The organism is Halorussus salinisoli (assembly GCA_005239435.1).
GTDB lineage: Archaea > Halobacteriota > Halobacteria > Halobacteriales > Haladaptataceae > Halorussus > Halorussus salinisoli.
The window spans coordinates 431,504-450,082 of record SZNP01000001.1 but is presented as its reverse complement, the minus strand read 5'-3'; the positions used below and the strand labels follow the sequence as shown (position 1 = coordinate 450,082).

The 18,579-nt window shown below is 66.7% G+C and carries 19 protein-coding genes; 3 read left to right on the top strand and 16 right to left on the bottom strand.

Going from position 1 to position 18,579, the window contains the following annotated elements; all coding sequences use genetic code 11:
* Window positions 1-139 precede the first annotated feature (139 nt).
* On the top strand, window positions 140-415 hold the full coding sequence (locus E2484_RS06805) for a DUF5808 domain-containing protein (RefSeq protein WP_137284465.1): 276 nt from the start codon (window positions 140-142) through the stop codon (window positions 413-415).
* A 329-nt stretch (window positions 416-744) separates the two neighbouring features.
* Here E2484_RS06805 and pan2 read toward each other — a convergent pair whose 3' ends face one another.
* Window positions 745-1,986, bottom strand: a complete 1,242-nt coding sequence (gene pan2 / locus E2484_RS06800; protein WP_137284464.1) for a proteasome-activating nucleotidase Pan2 — start codon at window positions 1,984-1,986, stop codon at window positions 745-747.
* Between the two features lie 131 nt (window positions 1,987-2,117).
* Window positions 2,118-3,911, bottom strand: a complete 1,794-nt coding sequence (gene pepF, locus E2484_RS06795) for an oligoendopeptidase F (RefSeq protein WP_137284463.1) — start codon at window positions 3,909-3,911, stop codon at window positions 2,118-2,120.
* A 144-nt stretch (window positions 3,912-4,055) separates the two neighbouring features.
* Between pepF and E2484_RS06790 the strand changes: the two genes are divergently transcribed.
* Complete coding sequence (locus tag E2484_RS06790) at window positions 4,056-5,396, top strand: M28 family peptidase (RefSeq protein ID WP_137284462.1); 1,341 nt, start codon at window positions 4,056-4,058, stop codon at window positions 5,394-5,396.
* 37 nt (window positions 5,397-5,433) lie between these two features.
* On the opposite strand, the gene truA is transcribed toward E2484_RS06790, so the two are convergent.
* The 14 genes from truA to E2484_RS06725 form a co-directional block, all read right to left on the bottom strand.
* Entirely contained in the window at window positions 5,434-6,252 is an 819-nt protein-coding gene (gene truA, locus E2484_RS06785) for a tRNA pseudouridine(38-40) synthase TruA (RefSeq protein WP_137284461.1), read from the bottom strand.
* Between the two features lie 394 nt (window positions 6,253-6,646).
* Window positions 6,647-7,030: an SHOCT domain-containing protein gene (locus E2484_RS06780; RefSeq protein ID WP_137284460.1), complete on the bottom strand. Its 384-nt coding sequence runs from the start codon at window positions 7,028-7,030 to the stop codon at window positions 6,647-6,649.
* 45 nt (window positions 7,031-7,075) lie between these two features.
* The gene (gene hisS / locus E2484_RS06775) at window positions 7,076-8,383 is read right to left on the bottom strand and encodes a histidine--tRNA ligase (protein ID WP_137284459.1); all 1,308 of its coding nucleotides are present in this window, start codon (window positions 8,381-8,383) and stop codon (window positions 7,076-7,078) included.
* A 108-nt stretch (window positions 8,384-8,491) separates the two neighbouring features.
* On the bottom strand, window positions 8,492-9,082 hold the full coding sequence (locus E2484_RS06770; protein ID WP_137284458.1) for a DUF7411 family protein: 591 nt from the start codon (window positions 9,080-9,082) through the stop codon (window positions 8,492-8,494).
* Between the two features lies 1 nt (window position 9,083).
* Window positions 9,084-9,425: a DNA-binding protein gene (locus E2484_RS06765; RefSeq protein ID WP_137284457.1), complete on the bottom strand. Its 342-nt coding sequence runs from the start codon at window positions 9,423-9,425 to the stop codon at window positions 9,084-9,086.
* A gap of 92 nt (window positions 9,426-9,517) precedes the next feature.
* A complete protein-coding gene (locus E2484_RS06760) occupies window positions 9,518-9,973 on the bottom strand; it encodes a 30S ribosomal protein S19e (protein ID WP_137284456.1) in 456 nt (151 codons plus the stop codon).
* 77 nt (window positions 9,974-10,050) lie between these two features.
* Complete coding sequence (locus tag E2484_RS06755) at window positions 10,051-11,094, bottom strand: lysylphosphatidylglycerol synthase transmembrane domain-containing protein (RefSeq protein WP_137284455.1); 1,044 nt, start codon at window positions 11,092-11,094, stop codon at window positions 10,051-10,053.
* 177 nt (window positions 11,095-11,271) lie between these two features.
* Window positions 11,272-11,751 (bottom strand): DUF7384 family protein, encoded by a 480-nt coding sequence (locus E2484_RS06750; RefSeq protein ID WP_137284454.1) that lies wholly within the window; start codon window positions 11,749-11,751, stop codon window positions 11,272-11,274.
* Complete coding sequence (locus E2484_RS24810) at window positions 11,744-11,893, bottom strand: hypothetical protein (RefSeq protein WP_170977258.1); 150 nt, start codon at window positions 11,891-11,893, stop codon at window positions 11,744-11,746. Before E2484_RS24810 ends, E2484_RS06750 begins: the two co-directional genes overlap by 8 nt.
* Window positions 11,894-12,039: 146 nt before the next feature.
* Window positions 12,040-12,528 (bottom strand): GNAT family N-acetyltransferase, encoded by a 489-nt coding sequence (locus E2484_RS06745; protein WP_137284453.1) that lies wholly within the window; start codon window positions 12,526-12,528, stop codon window positions 12,040-12,042.
* A gap of 80 nt (window positions 12,529-12,608) precedes the next feature.
* Window positions 12,609-14,423 (bottom strand): LEA/WHy family protein, encoded by a 1,815-nt coding sequence (locus tag E2484_RS06740; protein ID WP_170977257.1) that lies wholly within the window; start codon window positions 14,421-14,423, stop codon window positions 12,609-12,611.
* 104 nt (window positions 14,424-14,527) lie between these two features.
* Window positions 14,528-15,598, bottom strand: coding sequence for an ABC transporter ATP-binding protein (locus E2484_RS06735; RefSeq protein ID WP_137284451.1), 1,071 nt, complete (start codon window positions 15,596-15,598; stop codon window positions 14,528-14,530).
* Between the two features lie 28 nt (window positions 15,599-15,626).
* Window positions 15,627-16,664, bottom strand: a complete 1,038-nt coding sequence (locus E2484_RS06730; protein WP_321112008.1) for an ABC transporter permease — start codon at window positions 16,662-16,664, stop codon at window positions 15,627-15,629.
* 4 nt (window positions 16,665-16,668) lie between these two features.
* Window positions 16,669-17,781 (bottom strand): substrate-binding domain-containing protein, encoded by a 1,113-nt coding sequence (locus tag E2484_RS06725; protein ID WP_137284450.1) that lies wholly within the window; start codon window positions 17,779-17,781, stop codon window positions 16,669-16,671.
* Between the two features lie 61 nt (window positions 17,782-17,842).
* On the opposite strand from E2484_RS06725, the gene E2484_RS06720 reads away from it, so the two are divergent.
* Window positions 17,843-18,526, top strand: coding sequence for a TOBE domain-containing protein (locus E2484_RS06720; protein ID WP_137284449.1), 684 nt, complete (start codon window positions 17,843-17,845; stop codon window positions 18,524-18,526).
* The last annotated feature ends 53 nt before the right edge of the window (window positions 18,527-18,579 follow it).

Genomic DNA, 18,579 nt, shown 5'->3' with positions numbered 1-18,579 from the left:
AAAGAACGAAATAATCACCTCAATCCGCCGAATCCGTTCCGTTCGTGCCATCCCGACGCCGAGAGACAGTCAACACCGCAACAGTTCGTTTCGGTCCGTAGCCAAAGCACTTTATCCCTTTCCGACGTACGTCTCTCGCATGGCAGACAGACCCAGCACTGGCGAACTGTTCGGCGTTCCGTACAACTTCGAGCGACCGAGCATCGGGCGGATGCTCTCGGCGTACTGGAAACCCGACGAGGGGATGCTGGTGGACAAGCCCTTCGGCATCGGCTATACCCTCAACCTCGCCAACTGGCGGTCGTGGATCGTGCTGGCGGTCGCTGGCGTGCTTCTCTGGCAGGAGCGCAAGGGCGAACGCGAGCGGATGGCCGCCGAGGACGGTCCGGTCGAAGTCATCGTAGACGACGACTGATACACCACACCGGTTTTTCGAGCAGTAGTTTTGGGCGACAGCAGAAACGCCGGATTTTCGTTGTAGAAAGCTCCCGCCCGGTCGCTATGCATTGCAAGAGTCGAAGACGTGGTAATGTTCGTCTCGAAAGCCCCCGCCCGGGCGCGACCGGGCGGCCCCTTTCATCCACCCAGACCGTGTTATGCGGCACCGAGCGCGTTTCGGTGGTTCGCGTGGGCAAGCGCGCCCCAGTGGTTTGCGGCACCGAGCGCCAGCGAGAGTCGGAACGTGGACTCGTGGAGACTGGAGAAAATCGAGAAGAGCGTAGAGAGAAGGAGTGAAAAACGAGTTCAGTACGCGTAGCTCGGAAGCGACCCCGGAGTGACGATGCCGGTCTGTTCGTCGTCGTCGGTTTCGAGTTTGTCGAGTGCGTCCTCGAAGTCGGACTGACGGACCTCGGTGCGGCCGTCGCGGATGGCGAACATGCCCGCCTCGGTCGTCAGGCTCTCGATGTCCGCGCCGCTCTTGCCCTCGGTCTCCTCAGCGAGCGCGTCGAAGTCCACGCTGTCGTCGACCTTCATGTCGCGGGTGTGGATGTCCAGAATCTTGCGCCGGGCCTCCTCGTCGGGGTGGGGCACCTCGATGAGGCGGTCGAACCGGCCGGGCCGCAGGATGGCGCGGTCGAGCATGTCGAAGCGGTTGGTCGCGGCCATGATGCGAATCTCGCCGCGGTCCTCGAAACCGTCCATCTCCGAGAGGAGTTGCATCATCGTGCGCTGGACCTCGGCGTCGCCGGAGGTCTTCGAGTCGGTGCGCTTGGAGGCCACCGCGTCGATTTCGTCGATGAAGACGATAGCCGGCTCGCGCTGGCTCGCCAACTCGAAGAGGTCTCGAACCAGTTTCGCGCCCTCGCCGATGAACTTCTGGACGAGTTCCGACCCGGCCATCTTGATGAAGGTGGCGTCGGTCTGGTTGGCGACGGCCTTGGCGAGCATCGTCTTGCCGGTCCCCGGCGGGCCGTGGAGCAGGACGCCGCTCGGCGGGTCGATACCGACCGTCTCGAACTGCTCGGGGTTGTCGAGCGGTTCCTCGACCGCTTCGCGGACCTCGCGGGTCTGTTCTTCCAGGCCACCGATTTGGTCGTAGGTCACGCTGGGCGACTCGTCGACCTCCATGGCCTGCGCGCGGGCGTCCTTTTCGGTCTCCAGCACAGTCTGGACCGTGAACGAGTCGTTGACCGCGACCCGGTCGCCCGAGTCGATGGTTTCGCGGAGTTGCGGCGAGACTTCGGTCAGGACCTCCTGATTGTTGCCGTGCTGTTTGATGACGATTCCGTCGTCGGTCAACTCCTCCGCGGTGGCGACGTACAGCGACGTGGTCTTCAGCGTCTCGTTCTCGCGTTCGAGTTTGTCGACTTGTTCGTGCAGGTTCGCACGGCGCTCCTGGGCGTCGTCGAGGCGCTCTTCGAGCGTGGCGTTCACGTCCACGATTTCGGCGAAGTGTTCCTGGAGCGCCGCAAGCCGCTCCCTGTCTGTCATTTCGGGGTCGAGTTCGAGTGTCGGTTGGTCGGGGAGAGGTGGGCTACGCGACATCGTTGTTACTCACTCTTAGGCTACCAGCTTAAAAGTGCCTTTGGGTCTCGGACGTTTTCCCGCAAAAAAGCCTTTCGCCGCAGTCGGCCCGCGCCCGATCGAGAGGCGGGAAAATCCGACGGACCGCCGGTTCAGACGAGCGATTCCATCTCGTCGAGGTGGTCGTCGTACACGTCGAGCGCCCGCTGGATGGGTTCGGGCGAGGACATGTCCACTCCGGCGGTCTGGAGGAGTTCGAGCGGGTACTCCTTGGACCCGCTCCGGAGGAACTCGAGGTAGTCGTCGGCGGCAGTGCCGTCGGATTCGAGAATCTCGTCGGCCAGCGCGACCGCCGCGCTGATGCCGGTGCTGTACTGGTAGACGTAGTACGTGTAGTTGAAGAAGTGCGGAATCCGAGCCCACTCGCGGGTGATGTAGTCGTCCACGACCGCCGGTTCGTAGAACTCCGACTTGAGGTCGCCGTAGATTTCGTCGGCGGCCTCGGGGGTGAGCGCCTCGCCTTCCTCGACCAGTCGGTGGGTCTGGTGTTCGAAGTCGGCGAACAGGGTCTGGCGGTAGAGGGTCGAGCGGAAGCGTTCGAGATACTCGTTGAGGACGTGTCGTCGGAACTCGGGGTCCTCGACGGTGTCGAGCAGGTGGCGGGTCAGCAGTGCCTCGTTGACGGTGCTGGCGACTTCGGCCACGAAGATTTCGTAGTCGCTGTAAACGTAGGGTTGGGTCTTACTGGAGAGCTGGGAGTGGAGAGAGTGGCCGAGTTCGTGGGCCAGCGTGAACATCGAGGAGATGTCGTCCTGGTAGTTCATCAGGATGAACGGTTGGGTGTCGTACGTGCCGCTACTGTACGCGCCCGACCGCTTGTTCTCGGTCTCGTAGACGTCGACCCACCGGGAGTCGAGGCCCTCCTGCACCCGGTTCTGGTAGTCCTCGCCGAGCGCACCGAGCGCCTCCACGACGTGTTCGCGGGCCTGCTCGTACTCGACCTCTGGCGTCTCGGTCTGGGTCATGGGCATGTAGAGGTCCCACATCTGGAGTTCGTCGACGCCGAGGCTCTCGCGCTTGAGTTCGGCGTGACGGTGGAGTTTGTCCAGGTTGTCCCGGACCGTCTCCACGAGGTTGTCGTACACCTCGACCGGAACGTTGGGTCCGTCGAGTGCGGCCTCGCGGGCGGTGTCGTAGTCGTGTATCTGGGCGAGGCGCACGTCGGCCTTCACGCCCTTCTTGAAGGCGGTGCCGATGGTGTTGTGGAAGTTACCGAGCGTGTCGAAGAACTCCTCGTGGACCGTCTGGCGGAACTCGCGGTCGGGATTCTTCAGAAGTTTCGTGAGGTTGCTCTGGGTTATCTCGACCGAGTCGCCGTCGGGTTTCTCGACGGTCGGGAATTCCACGTCGGAGTTCATCAGCATGTTGTAGATGTCGCCCGACGCGCTCGTCACTTCGCCGAGTTCCGCCAGTACGTTCTCGACTTCGGTCGACCGGGTGTGGTCGGCCGTACGGAGAACGTCGTAGAGGTAGTGGTCGTAGGTCTCCAGTCCGTCGGTGTTCTCCATCATCGCGTCGAGTTCGTCGCGGTCGAGGTCCTGAATCTCGGGTTCGACGAAGCTACTCGCGCTGTTGGCCTGCGAGGCCAGCGCCATCGCGCGAGACGCCAACGCCTGATACTGCTGGTTCGCCGTGTTCTCGTCTTTCCGCATCCGGGCGTAGTTGACCACCATCGAGACCTGCCGCAGTATCTCGTCGCGGAGTTCGAGGACCTCTAGAAGGGTATCGCCGTCCTCGGTGGCCTGGCCCTCGTAGGCCGACAACTCTTCGAGTCGCTGCTCGACCTCTTCGTACGCTTGCTCCCACTCGTCGTCGGTCGCGTAGATGCTCTCCAAGTCCCACTTGTACTCGGTGTCTATCTCCGACCGTTCGGGAACTGAACTCATATCGTTTGGTTAGGAAAGACCGGTTGTAAGCCTTTGTCATTCGGAAGGGGGTTCCGAAAACTGACGAGCGCGACGACGACGCTAACTTGCAGGAGGCCGACCTGCGGGCGTGGATTTTTGGCGGTCCGCAACCCAAATCCGGCCATGAACCCGGAGGCTACGGCCGCGCTGGGAGCGGCGTGGATCGACGACTACCCGTGGGAGTTCCTCACGAAACTGACCGAAATCGGCGACCGGATGGGTGGCTCCCCCGGCGAGCGCCGGGCGGCCGAACTCGTCGCCGAGGGGTTCGAGCGCGCTGGCGCGCGCGAGGTCGAAATAGCGTCGTTCGAGATGAACAGGTGGTCGCGCGGGGAGGCCGAACTCGCAGTCACCGACCCCGTCGAGCGCTCGTTCGAGACCATCGCGCTCCCGTACTCGCCGCCCGGCGAGGTTCACGGCGAACTCGTGGACGCGGGCTACGGCACTCCCGACGAGCTCGACGAAGTCGACGTAGAGGGGAAAATCGTCGTCGCGTCCACGACCACGCCCGAAGGCTCCAGATTCATCCACCGGATGGAGAAGTTCGGCCACGCAGCGGCGGCGGGCGCGGAGGCGTTCGTCTTCCGGAACCACAAGCCCGGCCAACTGCCGCCGACCGGGTCACTCCGATTCGACCGCGAGGCAGCGATTCCGGGCGTCGGCGTCAGCAAGGAGACCGGCGACTGGTTGACCGACTACGCCGACCGCGGCGCGCGGGCGGCCCTCCGCGTGGACGCCGGGACCGAGCCCGGAACGAGTCACAACGCCCACGGACAGTTCGGTCCCGACACCGACGATGAGGTCCTCGTCGTCGGCCACCACGACGCCCACGACATCGCGGAGGGCGCGCTCGACAACGGGTGCGGCATCACCGTGGTCGTCGCCGCGGCCACCCTGCTCGCGGAGATGGACCTCGACGTGAGGGTCCGGGTCGCGGGCGTCGGCTGCGAGGAGGTCGGCTTGCTCGGTGCCGACGCACTCGCCGAGCGGTTGGACCTCGACTCGGTCCGCGCGGTGGTGAATGTCGACGGCGCGGGTCGGTTCCGCGACCTGCGCGCCCACACTCACGGCTCCGAGACGATGGCGGAAATCGTGGCGTCGGTCGCCGACGAGACGAACCAGCCGATCGCGGTGCGCGAGCAGGCCCACCCGTTCAGCGACCACTGGCCCTTCCTCAAGCGCGGCGTACCCGCACTGCAGTTACACAGCGAGCGCGCGGCGCAAACCGCCGCGGCACGCGAGCGCGGGCGAGGGTGGGGCCACACCCACGCCGACACTCGCGACAAGGTGGACGACCGAAACCTGCGCGAACACGCGATGCTGACCGCGCTGTTGGTTCGGGAGGTGGCGAGGACCGGCGAGGTGCCCCGGCCGACCGCGGAAACGATAGCCGGGAACCTGCGCTCGGGGAACTACGAGGAGGGGATGAAGGCGGCGGGAATCTGGCCCGACGAGTGGGAGTGACGATCCGAAATATCTGGCTCCCCTCGGAAATCGCTCGCTACGACGACTCCACTCCGTACGACGACTCGACTCGCTCCGACACCTCTCGCGCCACTCGCGCTCCGGTCGCCCGTCGCTCGCGCAACCCCTCGAACACCTCGCGGGCGCTCGCGGCGGCCTCCTTGTCCACCGAGAACTCTAAGGTCGGATACACCGCGTCCACCAGCACGAGGGGGTACGCCGGAGCGGGCGGGACGCCTTCCGGGCCTTCGACCCGTTCCGGCCCAAGCACGCGCTCGACTTTCGCCAGTTCCGCGTCACCGGTTGCGACTGCTCGGACCAGCGAGACCACGCGGCGAACCATCTCGCGGACGAACCCGCCCGCACGGAGACGGAAAATCAAGTAGTCGCCTTCGCGTCGGACCTCGCCGCGCAGGTCCCTGACGGTGTTCTCGTCGTCGGGCGTCAGATTGTGGAAGTCGTGTTCGCCGCGGAGTTGCGAGAGGGCCTCCTCGGCCCGCGAGAGGTCGGCCTCGGGCGCGTAGCAGTGGTAGACGTACGCCCGCGACTCGGCGTGGTGAGTCGCGTGGAAGCCAGCGGGCGCGTCGGCGCTCGCCCACGCACGGACGCTCGCGGGGAGTTCGCTGTTCAGCGCGGCGGGCATCAGCCAGTCGGGGCACTCGAAGGCCACGGTCTGGGCCACCGCCGACACTCCGGCGTCGGTGCGCCCCGCGGCGGCGTAGCCCTCGGGAGTGCCCTCGGTGACCCCGAGAGCGGCCACCGCGTCGAGAATCGCGTCCTCGACGGTAGGCACGTCCGGCTGACGCTGGAAGCCGTGGAACGGCTGGCCGTCGTACGCGACTCGGAAAGCGCGCATCGGTTCGAGGTCGGTGGTGGAGGTAGTTAAATTGGGGGAAGCGGAGGCTGGAAGTCCGCAACGAAGGAGAGAGGCCAGCTCAGAAATATATGTATTTCTTTAACGTATTAATTTCATTTCTTAGCAAGTATTTTTAGTTCCGAAGTGGCAACGCGCGCTGGCGCGGCCATACGCCGCGCCAGCGCGCGGCCGAAACTGGCGTTTCCGACGGCCGGTGAGAACCACTCTTCCACCGTTCACGCGAGGGCTTAAGTACCAGAACGGGACCAACCCTGTCCGTGACCTGAGCCTCGCCGCGGGGAAGTCGGCGATAGTACGCCAGTCTCCTCGCGTCCCGTCCGTGCCGTCTGTTCGCCACCTCCCGGTTCGCCAGCGGTCGCTTCGGACGACTCGCTCACTCCCGGTCGAACACGCGCTCTCTGGAACCGGTCACGTCCGCGTCTTCGGTTTCGAGGAGTCGTTCGAGTCGCCGCTCGAACTCCGCGTCGGTCAACTCACCCCTCGCGTAGCGCGCACGGAGTTCGTCTATCGCGTCGTCCTCGGACGTGTCGGACACCGACGACTTGACCGACACGTCGTCGTCCCCAGTGCCGACCATCGGGAGCGAGTCGCCGAGAATCGCCACCAGCGGCACGACGATGAAGAACCCCAGCACGAAGATGACGGGCACGAGGGACCCCAAGCCGAGTACCGCCGCGAGCGCGGTCAGACCGAACGTCAGCACCGACAGGGTCGGAAGTAGAGTCTTCTTCTCGAACTGCAACGAACTATCGCGCATGTCCGGGGCTATGAGGGACGGTACCAAAAAAGTTGAACAGACCGACTACTCGAAGTCCTCGTAGGTCGGACGCGGGGCGTCCTCCGGCGGGAACTCCTCGACGGGTACCTGCGTCTGGTCGCCCGAGTCCATGTCCTTGACCGTCACGTTCCCGTCCGCGAGGTCCTGTTCGCCGACGATGACGACCGTCTCGGCGTTGATGGAGTCGGCGTAATCGAGTTGCGCGCCGAAGCTCCGGCCCGCCACGTCGGTCTCGACGACGTGACCCTCGCCGCGAAGTTCGCGAGTTATCTCGGCCGCCACGTCGCGGGTGTCGCCGACCTGGAGGACGTAGTAGTCGGTCGTGGCGCTCTCCTCGGGCCAGACGCCCGCGCGCTGGCAGAGCAGCGAGAGCGGGGCGGCCCCCGGCGCGACTCCCACCGCGGGCGTTGGCTGGCCGCCGAAACTCTCGATGAGGTCGTCGTAGCGGCCGCCGCCGAACACCGAGCGCTTGACCTCGCCGGTCGAGTCGAAGCACTCGAAGACGACGCCGGTGTAATAGTCGAGACCGCGAGCGGTCCGGAGCGAGAGGTCGCAGTACTCGCGCGCGCCGAACTCCGCCGTGGCTTCGAGGACGTTCTGGAGGTTCGTCACCGCGTCCTCGACGCGCTCGGTCCCGGCGAACGCGACGAGTTCGTCCAGGTCGTCCTCGGGCGTGTCGAGCAGGTCGTCGAACTCCTCTGCCTGTGCGTAGGAGAGGCCCGCGTCCGAGAGCAGGCCGTAGTACTCCTCGTCCTCGACCTTCGCGCTCTTGTCCACCGCGCGGATAGCCGCCGCGGTGTCCACGTCGGCGTCGAAGGCTTCGAGCAGGCCGCCGAGGATGTCGCGGTGGCTGACTCGGAACTCGAAGTCATCGCTCGTGAGACCGAGACCGGTCAGCGCGTCGGCCGCGTACGAGAGGACTTCGGCGTCGGCCGCCGGGTCAGAGGAGCCGAAGATGTCCACGTTGGTCTGGTAGAACTCCCGGAAGCGGCCCTGCTGGGGTTCCTCGTAGCGCCAGAACGGTCGGGTCGAGAACCACTTGATGGGCTTGGAGAGTTCCTGCTGTTTCGCCACGACCATCCGGGCGACGGTCGGGGTGAGTTCCGGAGTTAGCGCCACCTCCCGGCCACCCTGGTCCTCGAAGGCGTACAGTTCCTCGACGATCTCCTCGCCGCTCTTGTCCACGTACATCTGGGTTCGTTCGAGCGCGGGCGTGCCGACCTCTCGGAAGCCGTACTGGCGCGCGGTCGCTTCGAGCGTGTCGAACATCTCGCGGCGCGCACCCATCTCGCCGGGGTAGAAGTCGCGGAAGCCCTTGATGCGGTCGTACATGGAGAAGCGTTGGGCGAGCGCGCGCTTGAAACTTTTACTTTGCGCGCGTCTTGCCGGACGACAAGTCGGCGGCGACCGACGAGCGAGAACGTGAAGAGTCGGCGACCGTCAATTGAGACCGTTCACGTAGGTCTGGGTGTGGTCCGGGAACACGTCGGCCACGGCGTCGTCGCCGTACTCGCGCACCAGCAGTTCTCGGAGTTCGTCCTCGTAGTCGGCCTTCGGAATCTGCTCGCTCGGGCCAACGGTCACGTCCAGCGTCTCGTCCACGAGGGAATCGACCGCCCCGCGCCCGAACCCCGCCAGCGGGACGATGTAATCGACCTTGTGGCGGTCTTCGAGACTCTGGGCCTGTGCCCGTGACACCGAGGGCACCCGGTCGTCGCGGCGGGTACCGTCGGCCACCGCGTCGAACTCCATGTCCGCGACGACTTCGAGCGCGTGGAGGTGAACCTGCTGGATGCCGTTACGGGGGTAGCCGTCCTCGACCATCTGCTCGACGGCTTGCTCGGCCACGTCGCCGTCCAACTCGACCGTCTCGAACTCGAAGCCGAGGTGGTCGGCGGTCCGGCGAGCGTGTTCGTGGGCGTCGGTGACGCCGAACGTGGCGGTGACGAGCGTTACGTCGTAGAAGTCTTCGAGCAGGAGGCCGGCGAGCGTCGAGTCTTTCCCGCCGCTGTAGAGTAGCCCGAGATCCATCTCACCGACGCCGGATGTTGAAGCTCTTCGAGTCGGGCTTGAGTTCGCGGAGAAGCTCTTTCATCTTGTCCTCGTCGATCTTACCGCTGACGCGGCCGCTCTGAGCCAGCGCGAGGACCTGTCGCTCAACTTGGTCGGCGAAGTCGGGCTTGCTCATCCGGACGGAGTTGAGTCGCTTGCGCGCACCGTCGGTGAGATGCTTGCGGAGTAGCGCCTGCTTCTGGGCGTCGGCCTGCTGTTGGGCCTGCTCCTGGGCCTCGCTCTGGTCGGCCTGGTCCTGCATCTCCTGCATCTTCTGCTTGCGGAGTTCTTCGAGTCGCTCGTCGTCGGGCTGTTCGCTCATACGTTATCTCGTAGTTAACGCCCGTGGCCAAAAATGATTACGGAGCCGGGATGTCGTTCGGGGAGTCGCAGAAACGTATCGCTGCGGTTCGTCTACGCGTAGCGTTCGAGTTCCGGTCGGTCGAGGTCCTCCATGACCTCGCCCGCGGCGTCGTCGAGGAGGCTTCGACCCTCGCCGGTCACGATGCGGCCCGCGCTGCCCTCGGTGCCCACGAGGTCCTCGTCTTCGAGCTGCTGGAGGATAGTCCGGATGACGTTCCGGCTACCGTCCGTACGGTGTTCGGGAGCGACCTGATAGCGGTTCGAACCGCCCTTCTTGTCGCCGTACTCGGTGGAGAGTCGCTCGACGCCGACCGGGCCGTCGATAGCGACTTTCCGGAGCAGGCTGGCGGCGCGGCGCGACCAGAAGTTCTCCTGTTCGGGCGGGAGTTCGCGGCTTTCGCCGGTCTTGGCGTACTCGGCCCAATCCGGTTGTTCGAGTCGGTCCTCCAGGTTCGCGGCGACCGCGTCGATGAGGTCGTCCGCGGGAACGTCGTAGAGCGTCGTCATACCCACGAATTCCGTTCCGCGGCGTTTAAAGCCATCGTTACGGAACGTGGCTGGGCCAGAGTCTCAGAGTCGGCGTCTCAGTCGCTTGCCGACCCGTGAGCGTTGTCGGCCTCCAGCATCGCTGTCGCGCTCCCGCCGAGCAGGACCGGGAGCAGGTAGGTCGCGCCGCGGTGGAGGACCGCCGCGGCCGCCGCGGTCTGAGCGTCGACGCCCGTGATGGGGACGATGAGCAGGATTAGGGTGGCCTCCACGCCACCGAGTCCTCCCGGTAACGGCGTGACGCCAGCCACGCTCCCGAGCGGGACGATGAACAGCGCGGCCGCGAACGGAACCGAGTGGCCGAGCGCGAGCAGCGAGAGCCACAGCGACACCGAGAGCAGGAACCATCCGAGCGCCGAGAACGACAGCGCGAGCGCCAACTGGTGTTGATCGCCGCCGACGCGCTCCAACGCGCCGAAGAACCCCTCGATTCGGTGGCGGACCTGCGACTCCTTGGGCGGGTCGACTCGGGGAACGACGCGGCCGAGCGCCCGGCCCACGGGGACCGCGGCCGCGATTACGAAGTCGGAGACGCGGTGGCGGTTCCGCCACCCGACATACGCGAGGACCGGAACCGCGAGTGCGAGCGCGAGAATCGACGCCGCCGCAAGTTCCACCTCGTCACCCACGGTGAACCGGGTCGCGTAGTAACTGACGCCGACGAGTGCGAACGAGATGGAGGGCACGAAGTTGAGGGTGTCCACGCTGGCGACCGCGGCCAGTCCGTTCTCGTACTCGGTCCCGGTCGTGCGCGAGACCAGCAGGGCGCTGAAGGGTTCGCCGCCGGCCTGACCGAATGGGGTGACGTTGTTTGCGAAGGTCGCGCCTGCGAACAGCAGGAACGACCGTAAAACCGTCACTTCGACCGCGATGACCGAGAGGACGGTTCGAAGCGCCAGTCCCCACGCGAACAGCCAGCCGACTGCCGCGGCACAGACCGCCGCGACGAGCCACGGGTCGGCCCGCGACAGCGCCGACAGCACGTCCTCCAGACCGACTATGGAGTAGAGCGCCAGCAGAACGACGCCGCCAGCGCCGAACCCGACGAGTATCGAACGCGCGTCCCCGTAGTCTACGTCCATCGACTCCCACCGACGGTCGGTCGGGGCTTGAAGCCACCGAAGACGAGAGTTCGGGTGCGAGCAGTGTTCACGCGAGACGAACCGAGCAGTCGCTCGTCATTCGGAGCGGCGCTCGTTTCGACCCCGAACTCGGCGCGCCGTTCTCGCCTCCCGTCCCGGCGCGCTAGTGCCCGAAGTCTACGTTCGCGGGTCCTGGTCCGGACCCGGATACTCCCCGTCCTCCACGGCCTCGTACAGCGATTCCGCGTCGAACAGCGCCGCGAACCCGTCGGGCGTCTTGACGCTTACGTTCAGGCGCGACCCGAGGGTCGCGCTCGCTTCCGCGCCTCGAAGCCCCTCGTCGTAGCTCAGAACGTGGGCGGCCCGCCCGTGATACGCGCTCGCCAGCGCCGGGTTGTCGCCCTCAGGGTGTTCGACTTCGACGCGCAGGGCTTCGATTTTCTCGCGCCACGCCGCCGCGAGGTCGTCGCCCGCGAGGTCCCGAATCACGGCCTCGGCGTCGTCGAGCAGGTGATTGCTGGCGACCAGTTCGACCCACGAGTGGCCGCGGATTTCGTCCATCGCCTCGCGGGCCGAGTCGCCGACGAGGAGGTCGGCGACCAGCACGTCGGCGTCCGCCACGATGCGGGCCGGGTTCGTTTCGGAGGCCTCAGGCATCCTCGCCCTCCGAACTCGCGTTCTCGCTCTCCGAACCCGTGCCCTCGCTTGCGTGGTCTCGGCGGGACGCGAGCGCCTCGCGTATCGTCGCCACGTCGGTCTCGTACGCCTCGCCGCGCTCGAAGAGGTCGGCCCAGTTCATGCTCGGGAATGGGGTGTGAACGGTGAAAAGTCTGCGCTACTTTTCTCGGACTTCTTGCTGGTGCGAGACGTAGAACGCTCCACCCGGTCGCTACGCACCGCAGAACTCGGCAAACCGGTGGTTCGTCGAGGCGAGCGTTCGCCTCTCTACGAGTCGTCGTGCGCGTAGGTCATCCGGACTAACTCCTCGGTGCCGCCCTCGGGGACTTCGAACTCCGAGTCGAACGGTTCGAAGCCGACCGACTCGTAGAACGGAACCAACCCCTCTCGACAGAGGAGCGAGAGGCCGGGAACCGACTGCAAGTCCGGGTGGTCGCACACCGCGTTCATCAGGACCTCGCCGAGACCCTCGCCGCGGCGGTCCGCGGCCACGATAACGTCGAAGACGTTCGCGTAGTAGTTATAGTCGGTCAGGACTCGTGCCGCGGCGACGAGTTCGCCGTCGTCCGCTCGCGGTTCGCCACCGCTCGCTTCCGAGGCGGTTCTCGCCTCGCACTCGACGCCGACGGCGACTTCGGTCTCGGCCAGCGCCTCGCGGACTCCCGCGACGTCGCGGTCGTCCCACCACTCGTACTCCCCGTAGAGCGCGGTCAGTTCCGGGGCGTCCTCGGGCGTGAGGTCACGAACGTCGGGCATCGACTGGACCGTGTCGTTCCGGTACGAAACCGTTACCGATTGCGTGCGAATTGGTAGCAAAAATCGTCCGCAGTGGCGTCCTACTTCTCGCCGAAGGCGTTCGTCTCGACGGTGTCGGTGTAGCTCATCGAGTCAAGCTCGACCGTGAACTGCTGGCCGCCGTACTCGAGTACGGCGTAGTAGGACACGTTTAGCTCGGTCTGCTCGTTGCGCTGGAGGTGGCTGACCCACCACGACGGTATCTGGTCGTTGTCGAGGTATCCCGTCGTCTCGATACTCCGGGTCGTCTCGCCCGGAATCGTCGTGCCGACGTGGGACTCGTCGTCGGCCAGCACCACGTCGTTCGCCCGGACCTCGTAGCCGAACTTCACGACGGTCAGCGGCCGGGATCGCTCGTTGGTGACCTCGCCCGAAATCAGCATCGGCGTCCGGTCCATCGTGGCGTCTCCCCAGCGAGAGTTCATATCGTGGAGTCTGGCGACCGTCTGACCGCGTGTCTCGACCTCCTCGTCGGCCCCCGAGAAGCCACCGAGCATGTCCGTCTCGAAGGTCCGGTTCTGCTCGGGGAGCGGGACCGGCAGTTCGGCGAATCCGAGGTCGGCAAGCGCGTGACTCTCGATCGTCAGGGCGGTTCGCTCGCCGTTCTCGACGTGACTGATCCACCACTTCTTGATGGTTCGGTCGCTCACCTCGCCGGCGAAGCCGAGTTCGTTGCGGCCCGGTACGAGCGTCGATTCGGTGCGGTCCTCCACGAGCGTCACGCCGTTGAGCGACATCCGGTACTCGGCGTCGAGCGCCGCGTCGGAGAGCACCGAGTCCGCGTCGTTGGGGTTGTTCACAACGACGTTGGTCGAGAACCGAGTGCCGGAGTCGGTCGCCGACCAGTCGCGCTCGACCGACTCGACGACCGGCGGTTCGAACCCGAAGTTGTCGCCGGTTTCGACCGAGCGGGTGGTCGCCTGCCCGCCGGCGAGGATGTCGGTCTCGAAGACCACGCGCTCGCTCAGGAACGGAAGCGGGACGCGCTCGGTGCCGGAGTCGGTCTCGGCGACCGCGAACACCGACACGTCGAGGTTCGTCGTCTCGTCGTTCCGGAGGTGGCTGACCCACCACTCGTCCAACTTTCGGTTGTCCAGCGTCGAGTTGACGTGGATGGTCTCGGTGGACTCGCCAGCAATTTCGACGCTCTCGCCCGTGGTTCCCTCGGCGACCGTCACGTCGTTCATCGACACTTCGTAGCCGATTTTCGAGAACCTGATGGGTGCGCCGTTGGGGTTGTGGACCGTCCCGGCAAACCGGAGCGGCGTCTCGTTCCGAGTGGCCGTCCCCCACGACGCCTCGGTCTCCTTGACGGTCAGGAGGGTCTCGTCGCCGAACTCGACCGACTGGCCCGAGTCGCTGTCGAACGACGAGAGCATGTCGGTCTCGAAGGTTCTGTCGCGCGACGGTAGACTCTTCGAGAGGAAGGCGGCGTTCACCGACGGTTCGACCGAGACCGTCGTCCGCTCGCCGTCGTTGATGTGGCTGGCCCACCACGCCGGTATCTTCTCGTTGTCGACGTCGGTCCGGAGCGTCACCTCGTTCCGGCCGGGCGACAGCGAGAGACCGCCGCTCGACCCCTCGGCGACGGTCACGTCGTTCATCGCCACGTCGTAGGAGACGCCCGCCACGCCGGGAATGCCGACGCCGTTCGGGTTGTTCACGACGATTCGGGTCTGGATGCCCGTGCGCTCCTGCGATATTTCTCCCCACTCGTTCTCGACCGATTCGACTGCGGGCGGTTGGAGGTTCAGGACGCCCGTGGAGACCGCCGCGCCGACCCCGGCGGCCGAGACGACCAGTCCGGCCGCGAGGACCGCCGCGACCTTCCCGAGCGTTCCCCCGACGAGACTCACCGCACCACCCCGATTCGCTGTTCGCGTGCCATGCGAGGTGGTTTCTGACCATCCCCTAAGTAATTTTCTCGCCGGGAAGACGTTATAAACACCGGACGTCGGAGCTATCGGTCCGACAGCAGGGCCACCCGGTCGCGGGGGAGCGCGACCCCGACCGCTTCGCCCTCGGGCGGAGACGGGGGAAGATGGTGGGACTCGACGTAGGCGTCGAGTCGCTGGCCCGCCACGTCGAGTGCGAGGCGACACCGCCCGTCTTCTCGGAGGACGCGCTCTACCGACGCCGAGAAGTCGGGGTCCGCGGGGTCGAGCTCGACGTGTTCGGGTCGGACTGCGAGGTGGGTGGCCGTCTCGCTCGTCGTCGTTCCCTCGCCCGTAGTCTCCCCCTCACCCGGTGTCCCTCCCACACCTGACGTCCCGGTCTCGCTCGCGCCGTCGAAAGTCAAACTCCCGCCGGGCACCGTGAGCGCGCCGCCGTCGAGTTCGAGGCAGTTCGCGCCCGTGAACCGGGCGACGAAGGGAGAGTCGGGGCACTCGAAGACGGCCTCGGGCGTGCCGGTCTGAACGATTTCCCCGTCCCGGATGACCGCCACGCGGTCGGCGATGGCCCGCGCCGTCGTCCGGTTGTGGGTGACGTACACCGCGGTCTGGTCGGCCAGCACGTCGGCCAACACCTCTCGGAGCGTCTGGCGGGTCGGCACGTCGAGCGCCGAGAGGGGTTCGTCCAGCAGGAAGGCGTCGGGCCGGACGGCCAAGGCCCGCGCGAGGGCGACTCGCTGGGACTCGCCGCCGGAGAGGGTCGGCGGGTAGCGGTCGGCGAGGTCCGCCACGCCGAACTCCGCGAGCAGGTCGTCGGGGTCGCGGGTCTCGTGGTAGTTCCCGCCGAAGGCGACGTTCTCCCGGACGGTCATGTGGGGGAACAGAGCGTAGTCCTGGAAGACGAACCCGAGGCCGCGGTCCTCCGGGGGAACGTCGGTCAGGTCCCGGTTCGAGAGCGCGACCCGACCCTCGTGGTCGTGGAACCCCGCGACGGTCTCCAGCAGGAGGCTCTTGCCCGACCCGCTCGGCCCGAGGACCACCAGCGTCTCGCCGTCGGCGACCGAGAGGTCCGCAGTCACCTCGAACCGGTCCGCGCCCTCGGCGGTGAACGCCGCGGAAACGTCGATTTCGAGCGTCACGGCCGACCACCTCCGGCAGTCGTCCGGGTCACGGCCACCCTCCGTCGTCGTAGGCGACCGTCCGGACCAGCAGGAAGATGACCGCCGAGAGCGCCAGCAGGAGGGTGGCGACCGCGCCCGACTCGTCGAGTCCGGCCGAGAGGTAGGTGTTGTAGATGAAGACGGGCGCATGCTGGGCGCTGAGAGTCTCGCCCTCGGGGAGGTAGAAGAACTCCACGCTGTAGGCCACGATGGCGACCGCGCCGAACTCCGAGACGGCCCGCGCCCACGCGAGGACACCGCCGGTCAGGACGCCGCGCCACGCCATCGGAGCGGTCACGCGCCGGAACGTCTCGAAGCGGTTCGCGCCGAGCGTCCGGGCGGCCCACTCCACCCGGGTCGGCACCGACTCGAAGGCCTCGCGGGCCGCGTTGACGGCGAAGGGTGCCGAGACGAACGTCATGGCCAGCACCATGCCGAGTACGGTTCCGAGAATCTCGAACTGCGGGAAGGCACCGCCCTCGCCGAACCCGAACAGGACGGCGAGTCCCGCGACGCTGTGGGGGACCACGAGCGGGAGGTCGACGAGGCTCTCGACCAGCGCCTGGCCGGGGAAGCCCCGGGCGAGGAGCAGTGCGAGCGGGACCCCGAGCGCCACGCTGACGACGGCGGCGAGCAGCGGCGCGTACACCGAGAGGTAGAGCGCCTGCTGGACCGCCGGGTCGGCCGCCATCTCCGCGACCAGCGCGGGGTCCTGTCGGGCAATCATCATCAGCAGGGGCAGGCCGAGGGCGACGAGGAGCGCGGTGCCGAGGGTCGCCGCCAGCGCACCGAAGGCCCCTCGGTCGCGGGACGCCGCGATGGCTCCCGCCGAGAGGACCGCGAACCCGGCGTACGCGCCGGGGTAACCGACCGCGAGCGCGACGGCGAACGCGACGAGTTGAACCGAGACGACCGCGAGGACGGTCGTACCGGTGCCGATTCGGGCGAGGACGCCCTCCTCGTCGGCCGACGCCCGCGCCGAGGCGGACGCATCGGCGTCGGACCGGGGGCCGGTTTCGCCCTTCGTCTCCGTGTCGGTACTCACGGTTTTAGAGTTCAAGCGGGCCGACTGAAGTCTTTGCTTCTGCGTGCTTGGCGACGCGAGCGGGGACGTTGCCGTCCTTCGTGACGATCGCGGGTTGCTTCGGGATGAGACCCTTCTCCTTCAGAATCTGCTGGCCGGGGTCGGTTATCGCGTATTCGACCCACTGGGCACCCCGGGTCGGGGCCTCGGCCACGCTCGGGACGGTGACGCCGTACGCGATTGGTGCGCCGACGTACTCGGTGCCGCCCGCATCGACGGTCGCTTTCTCGTAGTGTTCGGCGTACTTCGTGGTGAGTTTCGAGAGGTCGACGTGGGGTTGGAGGTCCACGTAGGGCATCCCCGACTGGGAGGCGATAGACCGGTAGTAGAGCGCGTAGTCGAGTTTGCCGGATTCGAGTTGTCCTTCGAGTTTGGTCTCGGTCCCGGTCGGGACGGTCATGTTCTCGCGGATTTTCCGGTGAGTCCGCTCGTCGTAGAGTCGCTCTCCCTCGAACTTCTCCTTGCCCAACTGCATCGCCATGACCGCCCGGTAGCCGCCGGGGTCGATGGCGGGGTCGCTGTGACCTATCGTCACGTCGTCTCGACTCAGGACTTCCCACCAGTTGTCCGGGCCGATTTCGTCGGCCCCGGGCGAGTCCTCGCGGTACTGGAGCGACATGGCGTTCGTGGCGAAGATGGCGTACCAACTGCCGTGGTCGGGGAGTAACCGGTCCCGAACGAGTCGGAAGTCCGAGACGCCCAACACGTCGGCTTTCCGCCCCTGCGCGGTGATTTTCTTCGTAGACGCGACCGACCCTTTGGCTTCCCGGTTGACCGAAACCCCGTACTTCTCCTCGAACTTCGGTTCGGCCGCGCCGAACGGCGGGGCGAGACTCCCCGCGTGGAAAATCGTCATCGAGTCAGCCGACGACGTAGTGTCCCCGCCGGCGTCGGCGGCGTCTTCGGCTGTCGTCGTCCCGTCGACACCTAACTGTCCGGCCACACAGCCCGCGAGTCCGGTGAGTCCGGCTACTCCGAGCGCACCGGTCGCCCGGAGAAACCCTCGCCGTCGAACGTCGCTCGACGAGCAGTCGGACGCGGTCCGACGACGCCGGGAGCGTTGTTCCTTCTCAGACATAACCCTGCGTTCTATCGGCTGAGACATAACGGTTTTGCTCGACCGTCCCGTGAGTCGGAGTATGGACGCCGGATTCGAAGCTCACCTCCGGGCCGACGGGGTGGAGTTCGACGCCGCCGACGCAGAACTCCTCCGAACCATCGACGCGGAGGGGTCGCTCAACCGGGCCGCCGACGCCCTCGGTCGATCGTACTCCCGCGCCCACCAGCGACTCACCGCGCTCGAAGACGCGCTCGGCCCGCTGGTAGTCCGCCAGCGCGGCGGGTCGGGCGGCGGCGGGAGCGACCTCACCGACGAGGCCCGCGACCTGCTGGCCCGGTTCGAGCGCCTCCGCTCGGAGTTCACCGGCACCGCGGAGGTCGAGGAGACGGTCCTGTCGGGCAGGGTCGTCGCGCGGGAGGGCGAACTCGCTACGGTCGAGACCGACGCCGGGCAGGTCCGGGCGCTCGCACCCGCGGCCGACGCGGTGAACGTCGCCATCCGGGCCGACGCCGTGACGCTCAGCGCGCCCGACGACGCGCCGCCCGAGGAGGCCACGAGCGCCCGGAACCGCTTCGTCGGGACCGTCGCGGCCATCGACGCCGGAGCGCAGGTCGCGCGCGTCCTCGTGGACGTGGGCGCGGACGCGCCGCTGGCCGCCATCGTCACCGTGTCGAGCATCGAGAAACTGGACCTGCGAGAGGAATCGGAAGTCGTGGCGTCGTTCAAGGCGACTGCGACCCGGGCGAGTCCGCGCGAGGTGTGACCGACGGCCGGAGGCCCGGAACTCGCGATTCTTCCGGGTCGACGCGTACTCGT

Bases quoted from the DNA above. Each gene is read 5' to 3' on its own strand.
- E2484_RS06805 (WP_137284465.1), top strand. From the start codon at position 140: ATGGCAGACAGACCCAGCACTGGCGAACTGTTCGGCGTTCCGTACAAC.
- pan2 (WP_137284464.1), bottom strand. From the start codon at position 1,986: ATGTCGCGTAGCCCACCTCTCCCCGACCAACCGACACTCGAACTCGAC.
- pepF (WP_137284463.1), bottom strand. From the start codon at position 3,911: ATGAGTTCAGTTCCCGAACGGTCGGAGATAGACACCGAGTACAAGTGG.
- E2484_RS06790 (WP_137284462.1), top strand. From the start codon at position 4,056: ATGAACCCGGAGGCTACGGCCGCGCTGGGAGCGGCGTGGATCGACGAC.
- truA (WP_137284461.1), bottom strand. From the start codon at position 6,252: ATGCGCGCTTTCCGAGTCGCGTACGACGGCCAGCCGTTCCACGGCTTC.
- E2484_RS06780 (WP_137284460.1), bottom strand. From the start codon at position 7,030: ATGCGCGATAGTTCGTTGCAGTTCGAGAAGAAGACTCTACTTCCGACC.
- hisS (WP_137284459.1), bottom strand. From the start codon at position 8,383: ATGTACGACCGCATCAAGGGCTTCCGCGACTTCTACCCCGGCGAGATG.
- E2484_RS06770 (WP_137284458.1), bottom strand. From the start codon at position 9,082: ATGGATCTCGGGCTACTCTACAGCGGCGGGAAAGACTCGACGCTCGCC.
- E2484_RS06765 (WP_137284457.1), bottom strand. From the start codon at position 9,425: ATGAGCGAACAGCCCGACGACGAGCGACTCGAAGAACTCCGCAAGCAG.
- E2484_RS06760 (WP_137284456.1), bottom strand. From the start codon at position 9,973: ATGACGACGCTCTACGACGTTCCCGCGGACGACCTCATCGACGCGGTC.
- E2484_RS06755 (WP_137284455.1), bottom strand. From the start codon at position 11,094: ATGGACGTAGACTACGGGGACGCGCGTTCGATACTCGTCGGGTTCGGC.
- E2484_RS06750 (WP_137284454.1), bottom strand. From the start codon at position 11,751: ATGCCTGAGGCCTCCGAAACGAACCCGGCCCGCATCGTGGCGGACGCC.
- E2484_RS24810 (WP_170977258.1), bottom strand. From the start codon at position 11,893: ATGAACTGGGCCGACCTCTTCGAGCGCGGCGAGGCGTACGAGACCGAC.
- E2484_RS06745 (WP_137284453.1), bottom strand. From the start codon at position 12,528: ATGCCCGACGTTCGTGACCTCACGCCCGAGGACGCCCCGGAACTGACC.
- E2484_RS06725 (WP_137284450.1), bottom strand. From the start codon at position 17,781: ATGTCTGAGAAGGAACAACGCTCCCGGCGTCGTCGGACCGCGTCCGAC.
- E2484_RS06720 (WP_137284449.1), top strand. From the start codon at position 17,843: ATGGACGCCGGATTCGAAGCTCACCTCCGGGCCGACGGGGTGGAGTTC.